This is a genomic window from Thioalkalivibrio sp. ALD1 (genome assembly GCF_000381245.1).
Taxonomy (GTDB): domain Bacteria; phylum Pseudomonadota; class Gammaproteobacteria; order Ectothiorhodospirales; family Ectothiorhodospiraceae; genus Thioalkalivibrio.
In genome coordinates, this window is the sequence record NZ_KB906241.1 from 103,354 (window position 1) to 129,591 (window position 26,238).

Annotated in this window: 24 protein-coding genes; 15 read left to right on the forward strand and 9 right to left on the reverse strand. The window is 66.1% G+C overall.

Features of this window, described 5'->3' with window-relative positions:
- Window positions 1-11: 11 nt before the first annotated feature.
- Window positions 12-866, forward strand: coding sequence for a methylenetetrahydrofolate reductase [NAD(P)H] (gene metF, locus F623_RS0100510; RefSeq protein WP_018862620.1), 855 nt, complete (start codon window positions 12-14; stop codon window positions 864-866).
- 6 nt (window positions 867-872) lie between these two features.
- Window positions 873-1,631: a 16S rRNA (uracil(1498)-N(3))-methyltransferase gene (locus tag F623_RS0100515; protein WP_018862619.1), complete on the forward strand. Its 759-nt coding sequence runs from the start codon at window positions 873-875 to the stop codon at window positions 1,629-1,631.
- Window positions 1,632-1,958: 327 nt separating this feature from the next.
- Here F623_RS0100515 and F623_RS0100520 read toward each other — a convergent pair whose 3' ends face one another.
- The 6 genes from F623_RS0100520 to F623_RS0100545 are packed head-to-tail and all read right to left on the reverse strand — an operon-like array spanning window position 1,959 to window position 11,376.
- Entirely contained in the window at window positions 1,959-2,450 is a 492-nt protein-coding gene (locus F623_RS0100520; protein WP_018861264.1) for a hypothetical protein, read from the reverse strand.
- Window positions 2,447-7,849, reverse strand: coding sequence for an Hpt domain-containing protein (locus F623_RS0100525; protein WP_018861263.1), 5,403 nt, complete (start codon window positions 7,847-7,849; stop codon window positions 2,447-2,449). The genes F623_RS0100520 and F623_RS0100525 overlap by 4 nt, the downstream gene beginning before the upstream one ends.
- 15 nt (window positions 7,850-7,864) lie before the next feature.
- Complete coding sequence (locus tag F623_RS0100530) at window positions 7,865-9,943, reverse strand: methyl-accepting chemotaxis protein (RefSeq protein ID WP_038040085.1); 2,079 nt, start codon at window positions 9,941-9,943, stop codon at window positions 7,865-7,867.
- A 35-nt stretch (window positions 9,944-9,978) separates the two neighbouring features.
- The gene (locus tag F623_RS0100535; protein ID WP_018861261.1) at window positions 9,979-10,557 is read right to left on the reverse strand and encodes a chemotaxis protein CheW; all 579 of its coding nucleotides are present in this window, start codon (window positions 10,555-10,557) and stop codon (window positions 9,979-9,981) included.
- Entirely contained in the window at window positions 10,554-10,919 is a 366-nt protein-coding gene (locus F623_RS0100540) for a PleD family two-component system response regulator (protein ID WP_018861260.1), read from the reverse strand. The genes F623_RS0100535 and F623_RS0100540 overlap by 4 nt, the downstream gene beginning before the upstream one ends.
- A 37-nt stretch (window positions 10,920-10,956) precedes the next feature.
- Window positions 10,957-11,376, reverse strand: coding sequence for a PleD family two-component system response regulator (locus tag F623_RS0100545; RefSeq protein WP_018861259.1), 420 nt, complete (start codon window positions 11,374-11,376; stop codon window positions 10,957-10,959).
- A 204-nt stretch (window positions 11,377-11,580) separates the two neighbouring features.
- Between F623_RS0100545 and gshB the strand changes: the two genes are divergently transcribed.
- The 11 genes from gshB to F623_RS0100600 all read left to right on the forward strand — a co-directional run bounded on the left by gshB (window position 11,581) and on the right by F623_RS0100600 (window position 20,811).
- Window positions 11,581-12,522, forward strand: coding sequence for a glutathione synthase (gene gshB / locus F623_RS0100550; RefSeq protein ID WP_018861258.1), 942 nt, complete (start codon window positions 11,581-11,583; stop codon window positions 12,520-12,522).
- A gap of 18 nt (window positions 12,523-12,540) precedes the next feature.
- The gene (locus F623_RS0100555; RefSeq protein ID WP_018868194.1) at window positions 12,541-13,593 is read left to right on the forward strand and encodes an FAD:protein FMN transferase; all 1,053 of its coding nucleotides are present in this window, start codon (window positions 12,541-12,543) and stop codon (window positions 13,591-13,593) included.
- Window positions 13,590-13,964, forward strand: a complete 375-nt coding sequence (locus tag F623_RS0100560; RefSeq protein ID WP_018868193.1) for a NusG domain II-containing protein — start codon at window positions 13,590-13,592, stop codon at window positions 13,962-13,964. The genes F623_RS0100555 and F623_RS0100560 overlap by 4 nt, the downstream gene beginning before the upstream one ends.
- A gap of 7 nt (window positions 13,965-13,971) precedes the next feature.
- On the forward strand, window positions 13,972-14,517 hold the full coding sequence (locus F623_RS0100565; RefSeq protein WP_018868192.1) for a Gx transporter family protein: 546 nt from the start codon (window positions 13,972-13,974) through the stop codon (window positions 14,515-14,517).
- Entirely contained in the window at window positions 14,492-15,424 is a 933-nt protein-coding gene (locus tag F623_RS0100570) for an energy transducer TonB (protein WP_018868191.1), read from the forward strand. Before F623_RS0100565 ends, F623_RS0100570 begins: the two co-directional genes overlap by 26 nt.
- Window positions 15,425-15,790: 366 nt before the next feature.
- Window positions 15,791-16,369 (forward strand): YqgE/AlgH family protein, encoded by a 579-nt coding sequence (locus tag F623_RS0100575; protein WP_018868190.1) that lies wholly within the window; start codon window positions 15,791-15,793, stop codon window positions 16,367-16,369.
- 19 nt (window positions 16,370-16,388) lie between these two features.
- Window positions 16,389-16,781 carry a Holliday junction resolvase RuvX gene (gene ruvX, locus F623_RS0100580; RefSeq protein ID WP_018861252.1) on the forward strand — a complete coding sequence of 131 codons (393 nt, stop codon included), beginning with the start codon at window positions 16,389-16,391 and terminating at the stop codon, window positions 16,779-16,781.
- Entirely contained in the window at window positions 16,778-17,302 is a 525-nt protein-coding gene (gene pyrR / locus F623_RS0100585; protein ID WP_018861251.1) for a bifunctional pyr operon transcriptional regulator/uracil phosphoribosyltransferase PyrR, read from the forward strand. The genes ruvX and pyrR overlap by 4 nt, the downstream gene beginning before the upstream one ends.
- Complete coding sequence (locus tag F623_RS0100590; RefSeq protein WP_018861250.1) at window positions 17,299-18,321, forward strand: aspartate carbamoyltransferase catalytic subunit; 1,023 nt, start codon at window positions 17,299-17,301, stop codon at window positions 18,319-18,321. Before pyrR ends, F623_RS0100590 begins: the two co-directional genes overlap by 4 nt.
- Window positions 18,318-19,613 carry a dihydroorotase gene (locus F623_RS0100595; RefSeq protein WP_018861249.1) on the forward strand — a complete coding sequence of 432 codons (1,296 nt, stop codon included), beginning with the start codon at window positions 18,318-18,320 and terminating at the stop codon, window positions 19,611-19,613. Before F623_RS0100590 ends, F623_RS0100595 begins: the two co-directional genes overlap by 4 nt.
- 292 nt (window positions 19,614-19,905) lie before the next feature.
- A complete protein-coding gene (locus F623_RS0100600; protein ID WP_018861248.1) occupies window positions 19,906-20,811 on the forward strand; it encodes a dihydroorotate dehydrogenase electron transfer subunit in 906 nt (301 codons plus the stop codon).
- A gap of 106 nt (window positions 20,812-20,917) precedes the next feature.
- Here the strand turns inward: F623_RS0100600 and F623_RS0100605 are convergent, their stop codons facing one another.
- Genes F623_RS0100605 through F623_RS0100615 form a run of 3 tightly spaced genes read right to left on the reverse strand, consistent with a single transcriptional unit; the run spans window position 20,918 to window position 24,313 of the window.
- Complete coding sequence (locus tag F623_RS0100605) at window positions 20,918-22,036, reverse strand: PilT/PilU family type 4a pilus ATPase (protein ID WP_018861247.1); 1,119 nt, start codon at window positions 22,034-22,036, stop codon at window positions 20,918-20,920.
- A 27-nt stretch (window positions 22,037-22,063) separates the two neighbouring features.
- Window positions 22,064-23,236, reverse strand: coding sequence for a PilT/PilU family type 4a pilus ATPase (locus F623_RS0100610; protein ID WP_018861246.1), 1,173 nt, complete (start codon window positions 23,234-23,236; stop codon window positions 22,064-22,066).
- A gap of 42 nt (window positions 23,237-23,278) precedes the next feature.
- Window positions 23,279-24,313, reverse strand: a complete 1,035-nt coding sequence (locus F623_RS0100615; RefSeq protein ID WP_018861245.1) for a type IV pilus twitching motility protein PilT — start codon at window positions 24,311-24,313, stop codon at window positions 23,279-23,281.
- Window positions 24,314-24,456: 143 nt separating this feature from the next.
- On the opposite strand from F623_RS0100615, the gene F623_RS0100620 reads away from it, so the two are divergent.
- Together F623_RS0100620 and proC are read left to right on the forward strand one after the other, a co-directional pair.
- On the forward strand, window positions 24,457-25,188 hold the full coding sequence (locus F623_RS0100620) for a YggS family pyridoxal phosphate-dependent enzyme (protein WP_018861244.1): 732 nt from the start codon (window positions 24,457-24,459) through the stop codon (window positions 25,186-25,188).
- Complete coding sequence (proC, locus tag F623_RS0100625) at window positions 25,185-26,003, forward strand: pyrroline-5-carboxylate reductase (protein WP_018861243.1); 819 nt, start codon at window positions 25,185-25,187, stop codon at window positions 26,001-26,003. The genes F623_RS0100620 and proC overlap by 4 nt, the downstream gene beginning before the upstream one ends.
- Window positions 26,004-26,238 lie beyond the last annotated feature (235 nt).

Consider the following 26,238-nt stretch of genomic DNA (forward strand, 5'->3'; position numbering starts at 1 on the left):
GGAGGACAAACATGTCTGACCAAAAACGCGTGTTCAGCGTTGAATTCTTCCCGCCCAAGGACGAGGCCGGGGCCGAGCGTCTGGCCAAGGCCCGCAAGCGCCTGGGCACCCTGAAACCCGAGTTCTATTCCGTCACCTTTGGTGCCGGCGGCTCCACCCGCGACCGCACCCTGGAAACGGTCAGGGACATCATCGACAAGGACGGCATCCCGGCCGCCCCGCATGTCTCCTGCATCTCCTCTACCCGAGGCGAGCTGTATGACCTGCTGGCGACCTACCGTGACATCGGGGTCAAGCGCATCGTCGCGCTGCGCGGCGACCTGCCGTCCGGCACCAAGAACTCCGGCGGTGATTTCCGTTACGCCTCCGAACTCGTCGAGTTCGTGCGCGCCGAGTTCGGCGACCAGTTCAAGATCGAGGTCGCAGCCTATCCGGAATTCCATCCGCAGGCCCCGAATGCCGAGAAGGATCTGGAAAACTTCAAGACCAAGGTGGATGCCGGCGCCGATGCCGCAATCACCCAGTACTTCTACAACGTGGACGCCTACGAAGCCTTCATGGAACGGGTGGAGAAGATGGGCATCACCATCCCGATCATTGTCGGGATCATGCCGATCACCAACTACACCCAGATCGTGCGCTTCTCCGAGATGTGCGGCGCCGAAATCCCGCGCTACATCCGCAAGCGCATGGAGGCCTATGGCGACGACAAGGAGTCGATCCGCAAATTCGGGATCGAGATCGCCACGCGCCTGACCGACGACGTGCTCGAGAAAGGTGCCCCGGGCATCCACTTCTACTCGATGAACCAGGCCGGTCCGACCGAGACCATCTGGAAGAATCTGGACCTGGACAACCGTCGGTAACGCCCGATGCGCTGCCCCCGGCTGCTGATCACCGACACGGATCTGGCCGCGGGGCAGTCCATTTCCGCGTCGCAGGACCGGCTGCACTACGCCACCAACGTCCTGCGTCTGAAAAACGGTACCGCCTGCCGGGTGTTCGACGGCCAGGGCAACGAATTCCACGCCCGCCTGGAGATCACCGGACGTCGGTCCGGCACCTTGCATCTGGGTGACCGCGCCGCCGCCCCCACCACACCCGCACGCCCCATTGAACTGCTCCAAGGCATTGCCCGCGGAGACCATATGGACCTGGCCGTACAAAAGGCGGTAGAGCTGGGTGTCAGCGTGATCCGGCCAGTGCTCTGCGAACGCAGCCGCTCGGCCGCCGCCCACAGGGGGCTGGAGAAGCGCCACGCCCACTGGGCCGGGATCATCCAAGCCGCAGCCGAACAGTGCGGCCGCAACGAGTTGCCCTTTCTGGCCCCACCTGCCGAGTTGAACGAGGCGCTGAGTACCACTTCACCCACGCTAGACCTGGTCGCCGACGAACAGGGGCGACCACTGTCCAGAATCCTGGACGAGGCCACCCCGCCACATGCCGTTCGGATACTGATCGGGCCGGAAGGAGGGCTGACAAACGATGAACGCCACGACACGCTCAAGGCGGGTTTTCAACCAGTCGCCATCGGCCCCCGCACCCTGCGCACGGAGACGGCGGCCATCAGCCTTCTGACCCTGGTGCAATGGAAACTCGGGGATCTCGACAGCGGGACCGCCCTCACCTAGGGAGACGCTGATTTAATCGCACGTCCGCGTTGGTGCCCCCTGTTTTCCGAGACAAGGCGCGTCGTGCAGCGGGTAGTGGTTCTACCCGCCCGTTCTTGATGGATTCGGGGCGCAACGCAGGATCGGGGAACAGGGGGCACCAACCCCACAAGCCATCGAAAGCAGGGGCTCGGCCGCCCGTTGTTGATCAAAAACGGGCGCGCGCACAGCGTTGCGGTTCCCTTGTGCAGAATGACTGCACGGCAGTCACCGCGCCTTGTTCGCACGCAAAAGCGACTCGAGCGCGGACGTGCGATTAAATCAGCGTCTCCCTAGAGACCAGCGCGCTTACACTGCTTCCGGCTGCGAGAGCTCCAGCAAGCGATCCTCGATCGCATCAAGTCGCAGCAAGTGGCTGGTCACGCCCGAGGCCTTCACTCGCCATGCCCACGGAGAGCTATCGGCGTCGTCGACGGCATAGATATTTTGCGGCGTGATACGCACCGGATGCGGAGTACCGCGTACTTCGAGCGCATAGAACGGCAACCGCTCGGGCTGCGTAATCGCCTGCATGACCAGCAGGCGTGTAAACCGGCGCTGCGCATCCTCGGCGGGGTCGTCCGGATACAGCAGGCGGTGCACATTGACTACGGGTACCTGGACGTCCTGCCAGATCAGCGTGGGCTCCAGCCACGGGATGTCTACATGCTCGTGATCGGTCTGCAGGGCCCCAGCTCGCGTGGTGACCTCGAGAAAGGTGCTGCGCGGCAGCAGAATGGAGCCAGTGTCCAGTTGTACGATCACCGACTCGACCGACGGTTCGTGCGTCTGCTCGCTCATACGGTGACCTCTTCGAGATGACGCCGGATCTCATCCAGCAAGTCGTTCTCCAGGTACGGCTTGCCCAAGTAGCCGTTAACCCCCAGACGCGAGGCGCGTTCGCGATGTTTCGTGCCACTGCGCGAGGTGATCATGATGATCGGCACCTGGCCCAACTCCGGGTGATCGCGGACATGGGCGGCGAACTCGAATCCGTCCATGCGGGGCATTTCCACGTCCAGCAGAATCAGATGCGGCCGTTTCTCCTCCAGCATCGTGACCGCGTCCAGCCCGTCACGGGCCGTGACCACGTCGTAGCCATGGCGGGCGAGCAGACGCGCGGTCACCTTGCGGATCGTGATCGAATCGTCGACGACCATGATTCGCGGTACACCGGCGATATCGCCCACCGGGCCGGCCTCGACAACGCCGGCCGTGGCCGCCGCAAAACGCACCAGCATGCTCAGGTCGAGGATCAGCATGACCGAGCCATCGCCCTGCAGTGTGGCCCCCGCCACACCAGGGATGCGGCTGAGAACCGGGCCCACTGACTTCACGACCACCTCCTGGCTGCCCAGCAGGCCGTCGATCCGCAGTGCCACACGCTGGTCGTCGGCCCGCACCAGCAACAACGGGAACGGGTGATCCGGGAGCTGACTTACGCTGGCCTGTGTCTCGACGCCCATCAGGTCGCCCAGGGCCCGTACGGCATAGTCCTGGCCCGCGTACGGATAGCTCACGTGCCCTTCATCATCGGCCACGATCTCCTGTGCGCGGGCGCGCACCACACCCTCCACGGAGGCCATGGGTACCGCAAACGTCTCCTCGCCGACCTGTACCAGAAGCGCCTGCGAGATCGCCAGCGTGAATGGCAGGCGCATGGTAAAGCGCGATCCCTTACCCGGCGTGGAATCAATCTCCAGCGTACCACCCAACTGCTTGACGTCGCTGTTGACCACGTCCAGGCCCACCCCGCGACCGGCTACCTGCGAGATCTCCGAGGCAGTCGAAAAGCCCGACTGCAGGATCAGCTGCAGAGCCTGAGGATCAGTGATCTCCGCATCGGCCGCCAGCAGACCTCGCTCAACGGCCCGGGCACGAATGGCGTCGGCATCAATCCCGGCACCGTCATCCGTCACCTGCAGGCGGATCTCGCTGCCCGACTGCTCCAGCGAGACACCAATCTGGCCGGCTTCCGGTTTGCCGGCCGCGCGCCGCGCGTCAGAATCTTCGATCCCGTGCGCGATCGCATTGCGCAGCAGGTGCTCGAGTGGGGCAATCAGACGCTCCAGCAATGCCCGGTCAAGCTCGGCGCCCTGACCAACAAACTCCACCCGCACCGGCTTCCCAAGGTCATCACCCGCCTGACGTACCACACGCCGCAGGCGTGGCGCCATGCGCGCAAACCGCACCATGCGCTGACGCATGAGCTGGTCCTGGAGATCGGTCCCGACCCGGCGCTGCTGCAACAGAATCGCGCCCGCATTCTGCAGTTCGTCACCGACGTCCTGCTTCAGTGCTTCAAGGTCACTGACACTCTCGGCCAGGGCGCGCGAGAGCTGCTGAATTCCGGAATACCGATCCATCTCCAGCGGATCGAAATCCACTGCCTCGTCACCGCCTTCCTTCTCGACCCGGAACAGGATCTGGGTCTCGGTCTCGATCTCGAGCTTGCGCAGCTGCTCGCGCAGGCGGGCAATGGTGCGTTCCAGCTCCTCGACCTGGCTCTCGACGCGCCCCACGGTTTGCTCAAAACGCCGATGGAAGGTCGCAAGTTCGCCGGCATGATTGACCAGCGCGTCCAGGACCTCGGCATCCATGCGCACCTGGTCCTGAATTCGACGCGCCTCTTCTATCGGCTGGGGCTGAGTGAGTGCCTCCAGCTCTCCGTCATCCGCCTGACCGGGCTCGGGCGCTGTATGCTCGTCGTTGCCGCGAGTGGCCGGCTGGATCTCCAGCTCGTCGCCGCCACCGGAGGCCCAGTCACGCAAGGCCGGCAGCATCTCGCTGGCACCTTCGTCCGTCTGCCAGGTGCCGACTCCGCGCTCCACCAGATGCTGGACATCGGTCAATGCGCGCTCGGCCAGTCGGAAAAAGCCTTCGCGTGGTTCCAGTCCCGTCTCGGTCTCGACACCCAGCGCACTCTCCAGCGAATGGGCGATGGACCCCACCACCTCAAAGCCGGCCATGCGGGCGCTGCCCTTGAGCGTGTGCACCTCGCGCTGGAAGGCATTCTGATCCGGGCCCGGACGCCCACCGGCCGCACGCCAGGCCCCAAGGGCCGCGAATGCCGCCTCCAGGATGTCGTGCGCCTCCTCGATGAAGACCTCGGCGAACTCCGGGTCAATCTCCTCTTCTGGCTCGGTATCCTGGCCCTCTTCCAGCTCCACATCGGCGGGCTCCATCGGCGCCGCCTCGGACTGCGTGTCGGCCGTCTCGGGGACCTGATCGGCCGCATCCGCATCGGCGGCGCGCAGTAGCTGTTCGGCAGTGGCATGGTCGAGGAGTTCGTAGACCTCGGGCGACCAGGTAGGTGGCTCGTCGGTCTTGGCCGGGTCGGGCTGCTCATCGGCTACCGTGGTGGCGACGTAGCCTGCAAGCTCGGCGAGCAGGGCCTGCGCCCGTTCCGCCAACGGCCATTCCATCTCCCGGTGGATACGCACCATGCGCTCGAACGGTCCGCAGACGGCATAGATGCCGCGGATATCGGCCGTCCGGGCACTACCGTTCAGGGTGTGCAGCGCACGCTCCAGATCATGGTTCGGAATCCGGTCCGGGCGTTCCCCGGACTCGGCGATCCACTCGTGCAGTGTCGCCAGGTGGGTTCGCGCCTCGGCAGCAAACACCTCCCAGAGCTGTTGATCGGTGCCTGCGCTCTCCGGAAGTTCGAGCGTTTCCTCGTCCGTTTCGGATGCGGATTCCGCCAGAGGCTCCAGGTCCGTCTCGGCCTCGGACTCGCCCTCGGGCACCCCGCCCATCGCATGCGTGGGTGGCTCCAGGGGCTGGAGCGACTCCGCATCATCTTCCGATGCCTCCGGAACAGCAGCGGCGGGAATCTCCGGATCCACCTCGGACTCGACTTCGAGCGCATCCATGCTGCGCACCAGCTCGGCAAACTCGTCCTCGGCACTGGCCGGCATATCGCCTGCCTCATCCGGCAGGTCCGCATCTCCGGAGAGCAGGGCCTGGAGACGCAAGGCGATATCCAGCACGGGGGTATCCGGTCCGGTGTCGTCGCGGACCTCGGCCACCAACCCGGGCAACACCGCGATCGCATCCTCAAGCGCCTGGATGGTCGCAATATCAGCCTCCTCGCCACCTTCCAGCAGGCGATTCAGGAACGACTCGACTACCCAGGCGAATTCACCCAGACGCAACGCACCGGCCAGTCGCCCGGAGCCCTTGAGCGTATGGAAAGAACGGCGGATCACCGTCAACGCATCCATGTCGGACGGCGCGGCCTGCCAGCGCGGGAACTGTTCACGCAGGCTGGCGATCTCCTCCTCAGCCTCTTCCAGGAAGATATCGAGGATCTCGGGATCGATATCCGGCCCCCGGACCTGAGTGGACAATACCGTCTCGTCGTAATGCAGGCGTTCCGGGGTTGCGACTCCCCGTGTCGGCACAGACGACCTCGAAGTCTCGGCGGCAACCTCCTCGGTCGGGAGCGCCTCGGCATCGCCGGGTGCAGTGGGCGGGGCTGCCTGACTCGCGCCGTCGGCACTTTCCGGTGCCCGCTCGACAATCACAGAAGGACGGGCACCGGCATCCCCCCCGGAAATCGCACCCAGACGCTGCAGCGCCGCCACGCCCCGTTCATGGACGCTGTCCAGTTCGCGCCAGGGCTGTCCGGAGGACTCGAGCGCCAGCTCGATCGAGCTCAGCACCTCGGCCAGGGCCTCGACCTCCTCCTCGCGCAGATCCTGCGCCGCTGGACCGGCATCGACACGGGAATCCAGATGGCGGATCAGTGGCTGCAGCAGGGCCTGCAGGGTTTCGAACCCGCCGATCGACATCGCGCCATCGACCCGTTCCAACGCGCCACGGGCCTCACGCAATCCGTTGTCCACCCCCTCCCCTGACAGGTATCCGAGCAGGGTGTCACGCACGCGTCGCACGTCGACCAGCGCTTCCTGATAGATCGCCGCCGCCAGGTGACGGTCAAACTCGGCGCGTGGACCGCCGGCCGCCCGCCGCCTCAGGCCCGAGTCGAGCAGCGACTCCAGCGCCAGCAGGTGCTCGGCAAGTTCCATGTCGACGTGCTCATCGGGCTCCCCGGCACGTTCCGGCGTCAGGGTCTCGAGCAGGGCCTCTGTATGGCGCTGTCCGTCATCCAGGCCCAGCAGGCTCAGGGTCGAGCCAATCCGCTCGACCTGTTCGCTCAGACTGGCGAGATCCTCGTGCCCACGGTGCTCCGAGCGCATCAGTACATCCAGACGCTCCCGCACTTCGGCGAGGTCGTCCTCCAGGGCGGCACGCAGATTCTGATAGACGGCCTGACCAACACCCCCGCCCTCATCGCCATCCAGCGCGTGCAGGCCGAACACCTCGCGCACGGCGCGTGTCTGCTCGCCATCGGAGTTGGCACCCGCCAGGTGAAACAGCAGGGTCTTGATCAGGTCATCCGGGACGGCATACTCGGGCTCCGAACCATCGTCGCTCGATTCGCAATGCTCGGTGAGGATGCCCACATAGCGGCCGAGTTCCCGGTCCACGCGCCCAATCAGCCGACGAATGTCGGTGCTGGCTTCGAGACCCTGGTCGGCGAGCGACTCCAGGATGCCACCCGCGATCCAGAACAAACGCCGGATATCACCGGGCGGGACCGCCTCCTCGATCTGGTGCGCGATTGGCTGCAGGCGGCGGGCAGCCGCAATCACGTCCCCGCGAACCAGCTCCAGTAGCTCGCGCTGAAACCCCCTGCGGGCCTCCTGCAGGCGCCGTGCGCGCTCCTGCGGGTGTGGCGCCTCGCCACCGGATCCGACCTGATCATCATCCACGGGCTGGAGATCCGGCATCAAGGCCGCGACGTCCATCAGGAGAGTGGCTCCCCGGACCGCGCGCAGCTCGTTGAGCAACGGCACCAGGATCATCGGCGAGGGCAGCTCCGTATCGCCCTCCTGTTCGAGGTAGTCGGGAAGCTGCAGGGCAGCGCGCAACAGGGCTTCGGTCGCCTCCGGATCGGGTGGCTCCGCACCCTGCTGGAGATCCATCACCTGCAGCATCTCGTCGCAGATCAGGACCACGCTGTCCACCTGCACCATGGTCAGCGTGCCACGGATCTGCTCCAGCCCTGCCCGGGCATCGTCCAGACACTCTTCGCAGGCGGGATTCTCGGCATAACGCCGCAAAGCGTCCTGGAGCTCGACAAACAGCTTGTCGAGCTCATCGCGGACCCAATTGAGTGCGCTGGGTGCCATATCTGCGGCCCGGCGTCAGGCGCGCTGCTCGTTCGGGACGGTTTCCTCGGACGGCGCGTCAGGCTCGTTGGCGTCGTCGCCAGGGTCGGGCAGCGTCGGGTCGGGGAGCTTGAAGTCCGATACCGAGGACTGAAGCTGCGCGGACAGTTGCGCCAGGTCGCCGATAGCGGCTGCGGTGGACTGGGTGCCCTGGGTAGTCTCCGAGGTGATCTCGCGAATTTGCCCCATGATCGAGGTCACGTTGCGCGCCATCTCGGACTGCTGGCGCGCCGAGTTGGCGATCCCGTCGATCAGGTCCGCGAGGTCCGCCGAGACCTGCTCGATCTCGGCCAGCGCCTCGCCCGCCGCCTGTGCCATCTCGGCCCCGGACACCACGTTGGCGGTACTTTGCTCCATCGACGAGACCGCTTCGCTGGTATCCGCCTGGATCGCCTTGACCAGACCCTCGACCTGTCGGGTTGCCCCGGAGGAACGCTCCGCGAGGCGCTGGACTTCGTCCGCCACCACCGCGAATCCGCGGCCCGCCTCGCCTGCAGCGGAGGCCTGGATCGCCGCGTTCAGCGCGAGCACGTTGGTCTGTTCGGCAATGTCGTTGATCAGCCCGATGATGTCGCCGATCTCCTGCGAGGACTCACCCAGGCGCTTGATCCGTTTCGCGGTCTCCTGGATCTGTTCGCGGATGGTGTCCATCCCCTCGATCGAGCGGCGCACCGTGGCCGCCCCCTTGGATGCGATTTCCACCGAGTTTCGTGCCACCTGGGCCGACTGCCCGGCATCCTGCGCGACCTTGTCGACCGACTGGCTCACCTCGTCGATCGCGTCGTTCGCCTGCTGGATCTCGCGGGCCTGCTCCTCGGACTTCTCGGCCAGCCCCAGCACCTGCGAGCGGGTGGCAGCCGAGGACTCGCTGATGTCCGCAGCCACCGTGTTGATGGTCGCGACCAGGGTACGCAGGTTCTCAATCGCGTAGTTCATCGAGTCCGCGATCGCGCCGGTGAAGTCCTCGGTGACGGTTGCGTTGACGGTGAGGTCGCCGTCCGCGAGGTTCATCATCTCGTCGAGCAAACGCAGGATCGCCTGCTGGTTACGCTCGTTCTGCGCCTCGGTTTCGGCCAGTTCGCGCTTGGTATCGCGATACAGGAACAGGCCCATCGCGATCAGCAGCAGCAGCGCCAGTCCACCGAGGGCAAAGCCGACCAGAGCGATCACGCCCGCCTGTTCGGCTTCGCGGTTCAGGGCCGCCTCCAGCCCGCCGGTCACCCCCAGCATCGCCCCCGATCGGGCCTCCACGGAGGAGGCCGCCGCGTTGATCTCGAAAATCTGCGACGACGTGTCCAGCACCCCTTCGACCGCCTCGCTAAAGGCGACAAACAAGGTGGCGATCTCCTGCAGCATGCGCTGAGTCTCGGCATCATCGACGCGCTCGATACCCAACGGCTCGAACCCCTCGATCAGGCCATCGAGCACGCGCCCATACAGCGTGGCATCACGCTCGAAGCGCTCGATCGCGGTGGCCGCCGCAGCACCCCCCTGCAACACCTGGTTGAGGTTGTTGGCGATGCGCTGGATCAACATGGTCTGGCGCGAGGCCACATAGACCTGTTCCGGGGATTCGCCGATCTGGACCATGCGCCGCACGACATCGTCGGACAGGCGCGCAAGTTCCGGGGAGAAGGCCTCCACCGCCTCGGAGAATTCCGTCACCTGCTCGATGTCATCGGAGCCCACGATGACGGTGGTGACATCATCGCGATAAAGCGACCACTCGCGGTTGACGTCCGACAGCTCGCCGGATACCGCTTCGGGCAGGGGCAACAGACCGTCTCCCCCATCGCGCAGCCGTTCGAGCTGGTCGTCGAAACGGTTGCGCAACTCGGTGATGTCGGTGATCGCCTGTTCGGAACCGGCGGCGGCCTCCAGGGTGCCGGTCGCCAGCCGTTGCGACAGCAACTGCATCTCGCTGGCCAGGGCGATACGATCGCGATACTGGCTTTGTTCGAATTCGTGGTAGGTAAAGGCCACGCCCGTCGCGATCAGGGCCAGTACCAGCAGCCCCCCGAGGACGATATTGCGCAAGCGGCGACTCGATCCCATACGTCATACCCCCTGTTGCAGTCCGTCGGACCCGCTTACACAGCGGCCGCGGCCTGTTCGGCATTCGATGCCCCAGCCAGCTCCATGCCGGCAAAGCGATTGGTGTCGTTCAATAGCAGATCCAGATCCAGCACCGGGTGCAGCCGGTGCCCTAGATCGAACCCGCCGGTAATAAAGGGGCGCACGCTGTCAGGCACTGTCACCTCCAGCCGCCGTTGCGACGGGATGCAACGCCGCATGCCCTCGACCTGGCTCACCAGCAATCCGGCCATGCCGTGCCCCTGAGGCGCCACCACCACGCGCTGCCCGGTCGCATCGTGTGGCAAGGGGGTGTCCAGCAACAGCTTGCCCATGTCGAACACCGGCAGGACCAGCCCGCGCAGGTTCCCCACACCCAGCACCGCCGGATCCGCCAGTGGCACACGCGTCAGCGACAGCGGATCGGCCACCTCGGCAATCGAGTCCATGTCGACCAGAAAACGGAAATCAGCGACGCGGAGCAACACCCCGCGCCAGCCCGTGCCAATGTCCCGTCGCAGTTCGCGGTTCACGCGACGCCCTTCGCGATCGAGACTCGCGAGCAGGGCATAGGGCGTGGACCGGTCAATCTTCATGCGTTCAGGTACTTTCCAATCGTCTGCAGCAGATCCTTTTCCGCCACCGGCTTGGTGATGTAATCCCGAGCCCCCTGGCGCATGGCCCAGACCCGGTCCGTGGCCTGATCCTTGGTCGACACCACGACCACCGGCACATGCGAAGTCTCGTCGGCTTTCGACAGCTCGCGGGTGGCCTGGAAGCCATTGAGCCCCGGCATCACCACGTCCATCAGCACCAGGTCCGGGACCTGCGCCTTGGCCGCGGCCACGCCCTCCTCGCCGCTTTGAGCCGTCGTCACGGCGTGGCCATGCTTTTCCAGCATGGTGCGCAGGACATGGATCTCGGTCGGGGAATCATCAACGATCAGGATGCGGGCCATGGGTCGTTCCTTGTCGGCATCTTGTAGTGCGGCGGATTCAGCTTCCTGCCGGGCGGGTGTACTGACGCATCGCACCCAGGAGGTCATCCCGGGTGAAGGGCTTGGTCAGGTAATCCTCGGAGCCAACCACGCGGCCCTTGGCCTTGTCGAATACGCTGTCCTTGCTCGACAGCATGATGATCGGCGTGGCCCGGAACCGCTTGTTGTTCTTGATCAGGGCACAGGTCTGGTAGCCATCCAGACGCGGCATCATTACATCGATGAAGATGATATCGGGGTTGGAATTGACCACCTTGGACAAAGCCTCGAAGCCATCGACGGCCGTGATCACGTCCGCACCGTGCTTTTGCAGCAAGGATTCGGCGGTGCGCCGAATCGTCTTGCTGTCATCAATCACCATGACTTTCAGCCCCTGAAACTCGGCAGCCGAGTCCGCTTCTGCCAGTGCGTTCGCCACCCTGCTCCCCCTGAAGGCCCTCTGCGCCCCCGAATCTAGCGGAAGCTCGAGTCCATGACAAACAGCGCACAATGATATTGCGTGCCCCCGCGAGCAGCGCAAGGAGCGCAAGCGAACACACATTTGCCCTGCCTCCACGGGAATCCATGAGCGCCGCAATGACATGGCATACTCGAGCCACACTTCGACACCGCGGAACCGCTCGTGGCGCATGACATCGCTGTCCTGATGGACCCAATCGTCGGCATCAAGCCCTGGAAGGACACCACCTTCGCCATGCTGCTCGCCGCCCAGGCGCGAGGGCATCGCCTGCACTACCTGGAACCCGGCGATCTGTGGATTGAAGAAGGACGCGCACACGCCCGCAGCCGCCCGGTGGAGGTGCGCGACCAGCGCGAGGACTACTACACCCTGGGCTCGGAAGAAGAGGGCGCCGCCAGCCGCTTCGATCTCCTGCTGATGCGCAAGGACCCGCCCTTCGACCTCGAATACATCTACGCCACCTACGCCCTGGACCTGGCCGAGCGGGACGGCGTACGGGTAGTCAATCGACCCGGGGCCCTGCGCGACGTGAACGAGAAGGCCTTCGCCACGCATTTCGTCGACTGCGGGCCGCCGACCCTGATCACTCGCGACCGCAGCCGCATCCGCGCCTTCCTCGAGCGCCACGGCGACATCGTGGTCAAGCCGCTGGACGGCATGGGCGGGGCCTCGGTATTCCGCATCCGCGAGGGCGACCCCAACCTCTCGGTGATCCTCGAAACCATGACCGAATTCGACCAACGCACCATCGTCGCCCAGCGCTTCCTGCCGGAATACACCGCCGGCGACAAGCGCATCATCCTGATCGGGGGCGAACCCTACGATTACGCGCTGGCACGGATCCCGGCCGAGGGCGAGACCCGAGCCAACCTGGCCGCCGGCGGGCGTGGCGAGGCCGTACCCCTGACCGATCGTGACCGCTGGATCTGCGCGCAGATCGCCCCGGAACTGAAACGCCGCGGCCTGGACTTCGTCGGCATCGACGTGATCGGCGATTACCTGACCGAGATCAACGTCACCAGCCCCACCGGCGTGCGCGAGCTCGATGCCGCCCGCGGCGATGACCTCGCCGGCCAATTCATCGACTTCCTGACCCACCCCTGACCTCGCGAGGTGATGCCCATGCCGATTCCGTTTCCGCGCACCCGCCAGGCCCTCCTCGGACCGATCCTGCTCGCCGCGCTGGCCCTGACCGGCTGCGACCGCGACACACCGGACACCGAAACACTGAATTTCTACGCCTTTGGCACGATCGTGGACGTCACGCTCTACCCCGCCGGGGCCTACGATCTGGAGGCGCTGGAATCCGAACTGCAGGCCGAACTGGAGATCCTGCATACCTCCTGGCATGCCTGGGAGCCCGGGTCACTCGGGCGCACCAATGAACTGCTGGCGCTTCGGGGCGAGTTCAGCGCCCCACCCTCCGTACTGCCGCTGATCGAACGTGGCAAGGAGATGGAAGAGCTGAGCGACGGTCTGTTCAACCCGGCGCTGGGCAAACTGATCGCCGCTTGGGGCTTTCATCAGGACGAGCCCGAGGGCCCGCCACCGGACGACGAAACCCTGGAGGCGCTGCTAGAGGATCCGCCCAGCATGCGCGACGTCGAGCGCAACGGGGTGCGTCTGCGCGGCCAGCACGCGGACCTGCAGCTGGATTTCGGGGGGCTCGCCAAGGGGCTCGCCGTCGAACGCATGCTCGACCTGCTTCAGGATCAAGGTGTAGAGGCCGCGATCTTCAACGCTGGTGGCGATTTAATGACCCTCGGACGGCCTGCCGATCGACCCTGGCGCGTCGCGATCCGGCATCCCCAGGGCGGCATTCTCGGGAGCATCGAGCTTGATGCAGGCGAGGCACTGTTCAGCTCCGGCGACTATGAGCGCGGCTACGAATGGGAGGGCGAACACATCCACCATGTGATCGACCCGCGCACCGGGCGCCCCAGCGAAGGCATCCACGGCACGACCGTGTTGCACAGCGACCCCGCCCTGGCCGACGCCGCCGCGACCACACTGATGATTGCCGGCCCCGAGGAATGGCCCCGCTACGCCCGCAAGATGGGTATCGAAGCCGCCCTCGTAGTACTCGATGACCGCATCGAGGCGACACCGGCGATGGCCGAACGCGTGCGTCTGGAAGACGGCCAGCCCGCCCTCGAGGAGCGCGAACTGCCGTGACGCTTTCTAACCTGCGCTGGGGTGACGGGGTGATCGCCGCCCTGGCCAGTGGCGTTGTGGTCGCGGCCTTTGCCCTCGCCTATCTTCCAGATAGCGAGGCCTCCATGCTGGTCATCACCCAGACCGGCGAGCCGCCGCGGCAGGAACCGTTGGACCGCGCCCGCGAGATCGAGATCCATGGCCCGGCCGGCATCACCCGCGTCCAGATCGAGCCGGGGCGGGCCCGCTGTGCCGACTCCCCCGGGACCCGCAACATCTGCGAGAACAGCGGCTGGCTGCAGCGCCACGGCGAGGTCGCGGTCAGCCTGCCTAACCGGCTGACCCTGCAGGTCCAGGGTCGCGGCCCCGGCTACGACAGCCTTCACTACTGAGCCCGGCGTGACCGCCTCCACCCCCGACACGCTGACACAGCGCGACCGCGCGATCGCCGCGCTGGCCGCTATCGCCATCGGTGTCCAGGTCCTGGAGGCGGCGATCCCAAGCCCGGTACCCGGTATCAAACCAGGGCTTGCGAACATCGTGACCCTGATCGCCCTGCTGACCCTCGGCTGGCGCGCGGCGGTCGCCGTCACCCTGATCCGGGTCGTCGGCGCCGCCCTACTGCTCGGCACGCTGCTGAGCCCCGCTTTCTGGCTGTCGCTGGCCGGCGCCCTGGCCGCCCTGGCCGCGCTCGGTCTGCTGCGCCCACTGACGCCGCGACACGTTGGCGCCCTGGGCCTGGCCATCGCCGCCGCGATGGCGCACATCACCGGCCAGTTCCTGCTGGCCTGGGGCGTGATCATCCCCCACCCGAACCTGCCACTGGTGCTACCCCCACTGTTGCTGGCCGCTCTGATTGCCGGCAGCGTGACCGGTATACTGGCAACACACGTGCTCGCAGACCCCCGGATCCAGCGCCATGTCCGTCTCGCACGGCATCCTTGAACCCGAATCTCCGCAGCGTCGCGGCCAACTGGGCCCGATGCTGTTTCTGGCCGTGGTCGCGCATGCCCTGGTCATCCTGGGCATCGGGTTCACCGTCGACCCGCTGGATACCCCTTCCCGCGAGCCCCTGGACGTGACCTGGGTGACCGACCCGGACGCACAGGCGCCGGAGCCGGAAGAGGTCGAACGCATCGCCACCGAAGACCAGGCCGCCAGCGGCGAAGGCGAGGAAGTGCAGGAGGCACTGGCACCGGAGGCCGAGGCCGAAGGCGTCGGCGAACCGGAGCCCGAGGGGATCGATGCCCCGCTGCCGGACGCGGGCCCGCTGGTCATGGAGCCCGCCCAACCGGAACCCGAACCGGAGCCCGAAGCCGTGGAGGCCGAGACGGACGAAGCCGAGCCGGCAACCCCCGAGGTCGCCGAACCCGAACCGATCGAGTCCCCGCAGGCGGAGGAGCGGCCATCGGCTGCCGCACTGATGAACCGGGGTCTGGATACAGCACGCGCGGCCCCGGCCGAGGAGCGCCGCGAATTCTCCACGCGTGCCACCCGTACCCGCTATCTCGACAGCCTCGCCGCGCGCAGCGCACCGGAGGCCGCCTACCTGCAGGCCTGGATCAACAAGGTCGAACGCGTGGGCAACCTGAACTACCCCGACGAGGCCCGCCGCCGGGGCCTGTCCGGCACACTGGTGCTGTCGGTGCGCCTGAACCCGGAGGGCGAGTTGATGAACATCGAGATCGCCCGCAGCTCCGGCGAGCCGGTGCTCGACCAGGCCGCGATGCGCATCGTGGAACTAGCCGCCCCTTATGCCCCCTTCACCGAGCAGATGCGCGAGGAATACGACGAACTCGTGATCACCCGGACCTGGGCCTTTCGCCGCGACCAGATGGAGCAGATTCGTTAGGGAAACACTGATCAATGTACACGCTCGTGCTCGAGTCGCTTTTGCGTGTGAACAAGGCGCGGTGACTGCCGTGCAGTCATTCTACACAAGGGAGCCGCAACGCCATTCCCGCGCAAAAGCGGCCGAGCCCCGGCATTCAATGGGGTGTGGGGTTGGCACCCCAGGCTCCCCGATCCTGCGTTGCGGCCCGCATCCGTCAAAAACGGGCCGGTAGAACCACTACCGGCTGCGCACCGCGCCTTGTCTCGGAGAACCTGGGGTGCCAACACGAGCGTGTACATTAACCAGTGTTTCCCTAGCAGCGATGCGACTGGTGCCGGGGCCGGGTTCCTTGCGGCATAACGGAGCAGCGCCGATACTGAACACATGACGCAAGCTCCTTCCAGCTCGAGCGCGGCCAGCCTGCGCGATCACTTCCTGATCGCGATGCCGAGCCTGAACGATGGCTATTTCAGCCATGCGGTCACCTATATCTGCGATCACGACGCCGAAGGGGCTTTGGGCCTCGTGATCAACCAGCCAACCGAGCTGTCGCTGCGCGACCTGCTGCAGCACGTCGATCTCGAACCCCGAGACGAGCTGCCGGAGATCCCAGTCTACCGGGGCGGCCCGGTACAACCCGAGCACGGGTTCGTGCTGCACACTGGAAAGCCCGAATGGCGGGGCAGCCAGCCCATCACCGACTCCATCGTGCTGACCACCTCGCGCGACATCCTGGAGGCCATCAACGAGGGCCGCGGCCCAAGCCGCGTCCTCATTGCCCTGGGGCACGCCGGCTGGGGGCCGGGGCAGCTCGAGAGCGAGCTGGCCGAGAACGCCTGGCTGACCACCCGCGCCCATGCCAACATCCTGTTCGACCACCCCAGCGCCGAGCGCTGGGCCGCGGCCGCGCAGTTGATCGGGATCGACGTCAACCTGATCAGTTCAGCGCCCGGCCACGCCTGAGGCGGGCCGAGACAACGCGATGGGGCTTCTGGCCTTCGACTACGGCCGCCGACGGATCGGGATCGCGGTGGGCGAGGAACTCACCGGCGCGGCGCGCGGACTGCGCACGCTCAACACCGACTCACCGGAGCTGTGGCCCGTGATCGACAGCCTGGTAAGCGAGTGGGCGCCCGAGGGCTTTGTGGTCGGCTGGCCCACCCAGGCGGACGGGAAACCCACCCCGCTGGCCAAACGGATCCGCGCATTCGGGGCGGCCCTCGAAGCACGCTACGACCAGCCGGTATACTGGTACGACGAGCATCTGACATCGCACCTGGCCCGCGAGCGCAGCGGGCGGGGACGCCACGACCCGGGGCTGGACGCCCACGCTGCCGCGGTCATCCTAGAAGGCTGGTTTCAGGAGAACGCATGATGACGCCGGACGTCCCAACCCTGCTCGACCGCATGGCCGAACAGGCGCGCCAGTACCTGGCCAGACACGACATGGACAACCCGATGGTGGTCGGCATCCACTCTGGCGGTGTCTGGATCGCCGAGCACCTGCGCGAACGCCTCGGGGTGGAAAGGCCGCTGGGCAAGCTGGATATCAGCTTCTACCGCGACGACTTCTCGCGCATCGGCATGCATCCGCAGGTCCGCCCGTCCGAGCTGCCGGAGGACCTGGACGGCGTGCACGTCCTCCTGGTGGATGACGTGCTGTACACCGGGCGTACAATACGCGCCGCCCTGAATGAACTGTTCGACTACGGGCGTCCTGCCTCGGTCACCCTCGCCGTGCTGGTCGAGCGCGATGGGCGCGAGCTGCCCATTTCCGCCGCGATCGTCGGGGAACACATGGAACTGGGCGACCGGGAACAGATCAAGCTGCGAGGCCCCGAACCCCTGCGCCTGGAGCGCGTCACCCTCGAGAGCGATGGAGACGCCGACGCATGAGCGATGCCGTGGTCACCCCGTCCCTGGCCGGCGCTGCCCGCCTGCCGGAGCCGGGCCCGTTGCCCAATCGCCTGCAGCTGACCGATGACGGCCAGCTGCGCCACCTGCTCACCATCGAGGGCCTCAACCGCGACCTCCTGAACGAGATCCTGGATACCGCCGAGTCGTTCGCGAACATGAACGAAAAGGCGGTCAAGAAGGTGCCGCTGCTGCGCGGCAAGACCATCGTCAATCTGTTCTTCGAGGCCAGCACCCGCACCCGCACCACCTTCGAACTGGCCGCCAAGCGCCTGTCCGCGGACGTACTCAACATCAACATCAGCACCTCCTCGGCGGTCAAGGGCGAGAGCCTGCTGGACACCCTGCGCAACCTCGAGGCGATGAACGTGGACATGTTTGTTGTGCGCCACGAGGAGAGCGGAACCGCGCATTTCATCGCCCGCCATGTCGCCCCGGGCATCAGCGTGCTCAATGCCGGCGACGGCCGCCACGCGCACCCCACCCAGGCCCTGCTGGACATGTTCACCATCCGCCGGCACAAGGGCGACTTCACCAAGCTGAAGGTCGCGATCGTCGGTGACATCCTGCACTCGCGCGTCGCGCGCTCGCAGATCCACGCGCTCAACATCCTGCAGACCGGCGAGGTGCGCGTGGTCGCGCCCTGCTCACTGCTGCCGGCGGATGTCGACCAGCTCGGCGTGCACGTCTACAACGACCTCGACGCAGGGCTGAAGGATGTCGACGTAATCATCATGCTGCGCCTGCAGCGCGAACGCATGGAGAACGCCCACCTGCCCTCCGAACACGAGTACTACCAGCTGTTCGGCCTGACCTCGCGGCGCCTGCAACTGGCCCATCCCACCTGCCTGGTGATGCACCCGGGCCCGGCCAACCGCGGCGTGGAGATCGAGTCCGCCGTGGCGGACGGCCCGCACTCGGTGATCCTGCAGCAGGTGACCTACGGCATCTCGGTCCGCCAGGCCGTGATGTCCATGGTGATGGGGGCGCACCAGTCGTGAGTGTGCTGATCGAGAATGTACGAATCATCGACCCGGCGGACGACTACGACGAGGTCGGGGCGCTCTGCCTGCAGGGCGCCGAGATTCTCGCACGGGGCCAGATACCGGACGGCTTCGAACCGCGCCGGCGCATCGATGGCACCGGGCTTTGGGTGTTCCCCGGCCTGATCGACCTGTCCGCGCGCATGCGCGAGCCCGGCGAGGAGCACAAGGCCACCATCGCCAGCGAGACGCTGGCCGCCGCGCGCGGGGGCATCACCAGCGTCGTGATTCCCCCGGATACCGATCCACCGATCGACTCCCCGGCCGAGATCGAGCTAATCGCGCGCCGCGCGCGGCAGGCCTGCGGGGTGCGGGTCTATACCCTCGGTGCCCTCACACAACGTCTGGAGGGCCAGCAGCTTGCCGAGATGGCGGCGCTGCAGCAGGCGGGGGCCCGCGGTGTGAGCAACGCCCACAGGCCGCTGGCCAGCCTGCTGGTGCTGCGCCGAGCCCTGGAATATGCGACCACTTTCGGTCTGACGATCGTACTGCCCGCCCAGGACCTGTCGCTGACCGGGTCGGGCTGCATGCACGAGGGTGCGGTCTCCACGCGCCTGGGCCTGTCGGGCATCCCGGAGGCGGCCGAAACCGCCGCACTGGGCGCCATCCTGGCCCTGGTCGAACAGACCGGGGCACGCGTGCACGTCGCGCGGCTGTCGACGCGCCGCGGGGCCGAGATGATCGCCAAGGCACGCGCCGAGGGCCTGCCGGTCACCGCCGATGTCGCCGCCCACCAGCTGTTCCTGACCGAGGTCGATGTGGCCGAGTATGACCCGAACGGCCATGTGATCCCGCCGCTGCGTGCCCAGCGCGACCGTGACGGTCTGCGCGCGGCCGTCGCGCGCGGCGAGATCAGCGCCATTTGCTCGGACCACCAGCCGCATGAGGCGGACGCCAAACTCGGGCCGTTTGCGGGGACCGAGCCCGGGATCTCGGCCCTGGAGACCCTGCTCCCCCTGACCCTGCGCCTGGTCGAGGATGGTCTGCTGAGTTTGGGCGAGGCGCTGGCGCGCGTGACGTCCGGACCCGCGGAAATCCTTGGGTTCGAACAGGGCCGTCTGGGCGCCGGTGCGCGCGCCGATTTCGTGCTGTACGATCCCGCCGCACTGCACGAGATGCGAAAGCAGGACTGGCTGAGCACCGGGCGCAACTCGCCGTTTTTCGGCTGGACCTTCTCCGGCCAGGTCCGCGAGACCTGGGTGGCGGGCCGTCCGGCCTGGACTCAGCCCACTGAGGGAAACACTGAATAATGTACACGCTCGCGTTGGCACCCCAGGTTTTCCGAGACAAGGCGCGTCGCGCAGCGGGTAGTGGTTCTACCCGCCCGTTTCTAACTGATTCGGGGCGCAACGCTGGATCGGGGAACCTGGGGTGCCAACCCCACAAGCCATTACAGCAGGGGCTCGGCCGCTTTTGCATGCGCACGGCGTTGCGGCTCCCTTGTGCAGAGTCACTGCACGGCAGTCACCGCGCCTTGTTCGCACGCAAAAGCGACTCGAGCGCGAGCGTGTACATTATTCAGTGTTTCCCTAAGGACAACGCATGACCGCCACCGGCACCGAACGCCCCCACCGCGGCACAATCTTCCAGGAGGCCGCCCGCATACTGGACCACCAGGATGCCGGGGCCGAGCAGTGGATCTTGCGCGTCGAGGCGCCCGAATGCGCGCGCCATGCCGCGCCCGGGCAGTTTGCCCACATCCAGTGTTCGCCGAATCTGCCGATGCGGCGCCCCCTGTCGATCCAGCGGGTCGACCGCGACGCCGGATGGGTCGAGTTCCTCTACAAGGTGGTGGGCGACGGCACACGGGCGCTCTCGCAGCAACCGGTGGGCGACTCTCTGAGTGTGCTGGGGCCGATCGGGGTCCCGTTCCGGCTGAATCCCGAACGCCCGCTGCGGCTGCTGCTCGGAGGGGGCGTCGGCATCCCTCCAATGATCTTTCTGGCCGACCACCTGCGCCGCCAGGGCGAGGCGGGCCAGACCCGCGCGATCCTAGGCTCCGAGGTGCCGTTCCCGTTTCGCGCCAAACCCTCGGAAATCCTCTGGCCAGGGCTGCCGGACGGGGCGATCGCGACCCTGCCGCTGCTGGAGGACTGGGGCGTGGCCTGCCGCCTGACCTCGAAGGCCGGTATCCCCGGCGCCCACGACGGCTTCGTGACCGATCTTGGCCGGGCCTGGCTCAAGACGCTCTCGCCTGCGGAACGTGATCAGGTCGAGCTCTATGCCTGCGGCCCGCACCCGATGCTCGAGGCCTGCGCGGAACTGGCGGCAGAGTTCGGCCTGCCCTGTCAGGTTTCGTTGGAGGAATTCATGGCCTGCGCAGTGGGCGGCTGCGCCGGCTGCACGGTACCGGTGCGCTCCCCCGACGGAGTCGCGATGAAGCGAGTCTGCGTGGATGGCCCGGTATTCGCCGCCGCCGACGTATTCCCGGAGCCGGCGCGGGCCTGAGGGGCGAACCCCGACCGAGACCTTCACCCCGTAAAGCTCACGGAGACGATCCGGAGTCTGAGTTGCAGGAACGGAGGGTGATGCGGTTCGCTTCGCTCAGCGCATCCTACCGCTCGGGGAGTTGAAGGTCTTCCTCGGCCTCGTCGGCTGCGGAGACGCCGCCACCGAAGTTGAGGCGCCATTCAAGATCGGCGCGCGAATCCGCCTTGTTCAGGGCCTCGTCCAGCATGACCCGGCCGCCCTTGAACAGCTTGACGATGGCCTGATCGAAGGTCTGCATACCCACCGAGCTGCCCTTGGCCATGATCTCCTTGATCTCGCTGATCTTCTCGTCACGGATCAGTTCGGCGATATACGGCGTGTTCACCATGATTTCCAGCGCGGCCACACGCTGCCCGTCCTTGGTCTGCAACAGCCGCTGGGCGATGATCGCGCGCAGGTTCAGCGACAGATCCGAGAGGATCTGCGAACGGTTGTCTTCGGGGAACAGGTTGATCACGCGATCCAAGGCCTGACTGGCATTGGTCGCGTGCAGGGTCGTCAGTACGAGGTGGCCGGTGTCGGCATAGGTCAGCGCCGCGCGCATAGTCTCGCGCGAACGCACCTCGCCAATCATGATCACGTCCGGGGCCTCGCGCATACCCTCCTGCAGGGCGTGATCATAGCTCGGCGTGTCGATCCCCACCTCACGCTGCCCGACGATCGAACGCTTGTGTGTAAAGAGAAACTCGATCGGGTCCTCGACAGTGAGGATGTGACCGCTGGAATGCGTATTGCGATGATCGATCATCGAAGCCAGCGTGGTGGATTTCCCCGTTCCGGTGGCGCCGACGATCAGGATCAGCCCATCCTGGTGCGCGACAAACTCCTGCAAGACTGCGGGCAGCCCGAGTTGTTCGATGGTCGGAATGGACATGCGGATAAAGCGGATCACCATCGCAACCTCGCTGCGCTGGCGATAGACGTTCACGCGAAAGCGTCCCAGCCCGGAGCGCGAAATGCCGAAGTTGACCGCCGTCTCGCGGTCGAAGATCTCGGCCTGGTGCTCGTTCATCATCTCGCGCGCGATGGCCTCCGCCTGACCGGGGGCAAGGGCCTTGCGCGAGATCGGCTGCAGGATCCCGTCGACCTTGATACTCGCGGGCGCACCGGTCACGAAAAACAGATCCGAGGCCCTCTTCTGCGCCATCAGACTCAGGTACGGTTCGATCTGCATCTGGCTCATTAGTGATCTCCCGGTCGGCGCAGGCCGTCAGCGGACGCTGTAGTCCTCTGGACGTTCGTCCACCGCCAGACCCTCGCCCTCGTCGGACACCGCCGGAGCACCATCGTCCTGTGCACGCCGTGAATCGAGCTTGATACGCAGGCGCAGGTCGTTCACCGAATCGGCGTTGCGCAGGGCCTCCTCGTAACTAATCTTGCGGGTCTCGTAGAGGTCGAACAGTGCCTGGTCAAAGGTCTGCATGCCCTGCTCGCGGGAGCGCGACATCAGTTCCTTCATCTCGTGCACCGCACCCTTCAGCATCAGATCGGCCATCAGCGGGGTGTTGATCAGGATCTCCACCGCCGGCACGCGGCCCTCGCCATGTTCCTGCCGCACCAGGCGCTGCGAGATCACCGCTTTCAGGTTCAGCGACAGATCCATCAGCAGTTGTTCGCGCCGGTCCTCGGGGAAGAAGTTGATGATGCGGTCCAGCGCCTGGTTGGTGCTGTTGGCATGCAGGGTGGACAGGCACAGGTGCCCGGTCTCGGCAAAGGCGATGGCATAATCCATCGTCTCGCGGTCGCGGATCTCGCCAATCAGGATGACATCCGGCGCCTGGCGCAGGGTGTTCTTCAGCGCGATCTCGTAACCCTCGGTGTCCACGCCCACCTCGCGCTGGGTGATGATGCTCTTGTCATGCTCGTGGACGAACTCGATCGGGTCCTCGATAGTGACAATGTGATCCGCGGAGGTGCGGTTGCGATAACCGATCATGGCGGCCAGCGAGGTCGACTTCCCCGAGCCGGTGCCGCCGACAAAGATCACCAGGCCTCGGCGCTCCTGGGTGATCTCCTCCAGCTGCGGGGGCATCTGGATGTCCTCGAATCTAGGAATCACCGAGTTGATCGTACGCAGCACCATTCCGGGGCTGCCACGCTGGGTGAACACATTCACGCGAAAACGCGAGACCCCCTGCAAGCCAATCGCGAAGTTGCACTCCTGGTGTCGCTCGAACTCCGCCGACTGCTTGTCGTTCATCAACGCACGCACCAGTGCCTGGGTGTGCGACGGTGTGAGTTTCTGCTCCGTCATCGGCACCACACGACCGTCGATCTTCGCCGCCGGGGGCATGCCGACGGTGATGAACAGGTCCGAGCCACCACGGTCCACCAGGGCCCGCAGCAGGTCATGCATGTACTTGATCGCCTTGTCACGATCCATGGTGCTTCTCCCGTTGTCAGATCCCCAACCCGGGATGGGGGCTCAGAACGAATCCGGGTTGGAGGCCTTGCGCTTGGCGTCGTCGCGACTGATCACGCCCTGGGCCAGCATGTCCTTCAGGCACTGGTCGAGGGTCTGCATACCGGTTCCGGCACTGGTCTGGATAGTCGAGTACATTTGCGCGATTTTGTTCTCGCGGATCAGGTTTCGAATGGCCGGTGTTCCAAGCATGATCTCGTGCGCCGCGACACGACCACCCCCAATCTTCTTCATCAGGGTCTGCGCAATCACCGCGCGCAACGACTCGGACAGCATCGCTCGCACCATGTCCTTCTCGGCCGCCGGGAACACATCAACAATACGGTCGATCGTCTTGGCGGCGGAACTGGTATGCAGGGTTCCAAAGACCAGGTGACCGGTCTCGGCCGCAGTCAGCGCAAGGCGGATCGTCTCGAGATCACGCAGCTCGCCGACCAGGATGGTGTCGGGATCCTCGCGCAGGGCCGAACGCAGCGCCTCGGAAAAGCCATGGGTATCGCGGTGCACTTCGCGCTGGTTCACCAGCGACTTCTTCGATTCGTGCACGAATTCGATCGGGTCCTCGATCGTCAGGATGTGCCCGTAATCGTTTTCGTTGCGGTGGTTGACCATGCCCGCCAGCGTGGTCGACTTGCCCGAACCGGTCGGGCCGGTCACCAGCACAATGCCACGCGGATAGTTGGCGATCTCCTCGAAGATACGCGGTGCCGCCAGTTCTTCCAGCGTGAGCACCTTGGAGGGAATGGTACGAAAGACCGCCGCAGCGCCCCGGTCCTGGTTGAACGCGTTGACACGAAAACGCGCCAGCCCCGAGACCTCGAACGAGAAGTCCGTCTCCAGGAACTCCTCGTAGTCCTTGCGCTGGCGGTCGTTCATGATGTCGTAGATCAGGCCCTGGACCTCCTTGTGGTCCATGACCGGCACATTCACGCGGCGCATATCGCCGTCGATGCGCACCATCGGCGGCATGCCCGCCGAGATGTGCAGATCCGAGGCCCCGTTCTTGACCGAAAAGGCCAGCAGCTGCGTGATATCCATGCATCCCCCTGTCCAGCCGGAGACAGGCCGCCAGCCCCAGCGCCCCATCCCGGGCGGCGCCCTGCCGGGCCCCCCAGCGTGTGGCGGACACCACCCGCCTGACGGCGGTGCCCTTACGTTTCATCGGACTATATCATAGGGCCATGAGCGCACCAGACCACGCACTGAAGGCCGTTCGCGAACGCATGGTTCATGCCTGCGAGCAGGCCGGACGCGACCCCGACACGGTGCAGCTGCTGGCCGTATCCAAGACCCGTGCGGCCGACGACATCCGCGCGCTGCACACCCTCGGACAGACAGCGTTCGGCGAGAACTATGTGCAGGAACTGGTCGACAAGTTCGACGCACTCGAGACCGGCCCGGAGCCCCTGGGGCTCGAGTGGCACTACATCGGCGCGCTGCAGAGCAACAAGACCCGCCCGGTCGCCGAGCGCGCTCACTGGGTACACACCATCGACCGCGAGCGCATTGCCCGCCGCCTGTCGGAACAGCGCCCGGCAGACCTGCCGCCCTTGCAGGTCTGCCTGCAGATCAATGTCTCGGACGAGAGCCAGAAGGCGGGTGTCCCTCCGGAGGCCGCCGCCGCGCTGGCCGACACCGTCGCGAACCTGCCCGGGCTGACGCTGCGCGGCCTGATGACCCTGCCGGCCGCGGAAAGTGATCGCGAGTGCCAGCGTCAGCCGTTTGCCCGGCTGCGCCAGCTGCAGGACGAACTCAATGCGCGGGGGCACTCCCTGGACACCCTGTCCATGGGCATGTCGGGCGATCTTGAGGCCGCAATTCTCGAGGGTGCCACTGTGATTCGCATTGGCACCGCCTTGTTTGGCCCACGAGCGGCGCCAGCCAGTAACCCATCAACACAGGAGTCCGCATGACGGAACATCGCTTCGAAGTCGGCTTTGTCGGCGCCGGCAACATGGGGGAAGCCCTGCTGCAGGGGCTGGTCCAGTCCGGCCACGATGCCGAACGCATCGCGATCGCCGACAAGAGCGCCGAACGCGTGCGCGATCTCCAGGCCCGCTATCCCGGGCTGCAGGCCGCGAACCCCGAGACGCTCGCCGAGGGCAGCGCCACGCTGGTGCTCGCGGTCAAGCCACAGACCCTGCCGGACCTGGCTCCCACGCTGCGCGAGGCAGTCGCCCGCGGGCAACCCCTGGTGATCTCGGTAGCCGCCGGCATAACGACGGCCCAACTGGCCGGCTGGCTCGGTGACGACACTCGCCTCGTGCGCGCCATGCCCAATACACCGGCCCTGGTCGGCGCCGGCGTGACCGGCCTGTTCGCCGCCCCCACGGCCACCGCCGAGGACCGTGACACCGCCAATCGCCTGCTGGAGTCAGTGGGGCGGGCGATCCCGGTAGCGGACGAGGAGCTGATGCACGCGGTCACGGCGACCTCGGGCAGCGGCCCGGCCTACGTCTTCATGATGATCGAGGCGATGCAGGACGCCGCGCAGTCGCTCGGGCTGCCACCCGACACCGCCCTGGAGTTGACCCTCGGCACACTGGCGGGTGCGACCCGGCTGGCCGCCGAAAGCGACGAGCCACCCGCCGAACTGCGTCACCGCGTGACGTCACCGGGCGGCACCACCGAGCGGGCCCTGCAGGTGCTGGAGGACGGCGACCTGCGCGGACTTATGCGCCGCGCGATGGCGGCAGCGGCCGAGCGCTCGCGCGAACTCGGACAGTAGAGCGCTCCGCGCCACCGCTTTTCAGGCTGGGCTTGGTTCGTCATCCGGTGTTTACGTGCCTTCGTCTAGCCGCCTGCCTGCGCTCACTCGCGAGCGCGCCGCGAGGTACTTTCTTGCTTGCCCAAGAAAGTACCCAAAGAAGGGCACCCGGATTCCGCCCGGGAACCTTGCTCCAGGGCCCTCGGGCCGGCGGCGCTGAAACTCGCTACGCTGTCGCTTCGCTCAGACAGTCAGC

Bases quoted from the DNA above. Each gene is read 5' to 3' on its own strand.
- metF (WP_018862620.1), top strand. From the start codon at position 12: ATGTCTGACCAAAAACGCGTGTTCAGCGTTGAATTCTTCCCGCCCAAG.
- F623_RS0100515 (WP_018862619.1), top strand. From the start codon at position 873: ATGCGCTGCCCCCGGCTGCTGATCACCGACACGGATCTGGCCGCGGGG.
- F623_RS0100520 (WP_018861264.1), bottom strand. From the start codon at position 2,450: ATGAGCGAGCAGACGCACGAACCGTCGGTCGAGTCGGTGATCGTACAA.
- F623_RS0100525 (WP_018861263.1), bottom strand. From the start codon at position 7,849: ATGGCACCCAGCGCACTCAATTGGGTCCGCGATGAGCTCGACAAGCTG.
- F623_RS0100530 (WP_038040085.1), bottom strand. From the start codon at position 9,943: ATGGGATCGAGTCGCCGCTTGCGCAATATCGTCCTCGGGGGGCTGCTG.
- F623_RS0100535 (WP_018861261.1), bottom strand. From the start codon at position 10,557: ATGAAGATTGACCGGTCCACGCCCTATGCCCTGCTCGCGAGTCTCGAT.
- F623_RS0100540 (WP_018861260.1), bottom strand. From the start codon at position 10,919: ATGGCCCGCATCCTGATCGTTGATGATTCCCCGACCGAGATCCATGTC.
- F623_RS0100555 (WP_018868194.1), top strand. From the start codon at position 12,541: ATGCCGATTCCGTTTCCGCGCACCCGCCAGGCCCTCCTCGGACCGATC.
- F623_RS0100570 (WP_018868191.1), top strand. From the start codon at position 14,492: ATGTCCGTCTCGCACGGCATCCTTGAACCCGAATCTCCGCAGCGTCGC.
- F623_RS0100575 (WP_018868190.1), top strand. From the start codon at position 15,791: ATGACGCAAGCTCCTTCCAGCTCGAGCGCGGCCAGCCTGCGCGATCAC.
- ruvX (WP_018861252.1), top strand. From the start codon at position 16,389: ATGGGGCTTCTGGCCTTCGACTACGGCCGCCGACGGATCGGGATCGCG.
- pyrR (WP_018861251.1), top strand. From the start codon at position 16,778: ATGATGACGCCGGACGTCCCAACCCTGCTCGACCGCATGGCCGAACAG.
- F623_RS0100590 (WP_018861250.1), top strand. From the start codon at position 17,299: ATGAGCGATGCCGTGGTCACCCCGTCCCTGGCCGGCGCTGCCCGCCTG.
- F623_RS0100600 (WP_018861248.1), top strand. From the start codon at position 19,906: ATGACCGCCACCGGCACCGAACGCCCCCACCGCGGCACAATCTTCCAG.
- F623_RS0100605 (WP_018861247.1), bottom strand. From the start codon at position 22,036: ATGAGCCAGATGCAGATCGAACCGTACCTGAGTCTGATGGCGCAGAAG.
- F623_RS0100610 (WP_018861246.1), bottom strand. From the start codon at position 23,236: ATGGATCGTGACAAGGCGATCAAGTACATGCATGACCTGCTGCGGGCC.
- F623_RS0100615 (WP_018861245.1), bottom strand. From the start codon at position 24,313: ATGGATATCACGCAGCTGCTGGCCTTTTCGGTCAAGAACGGGGCCTCG.
- F623_RS0100620 (WP_018861244.1), top strand. From the start codon at position 24,457: ATGAGCGCACCAGACCACGCACTGAAGGCCGTTCGCGAACGCATGGTT.
- proC (WP_018861243.1), top strand. From the start codon at position 25,185: ATGACGGAACATCGCTTCGAAGTCGGCTTTGTCGGCGCCGGCAACATG.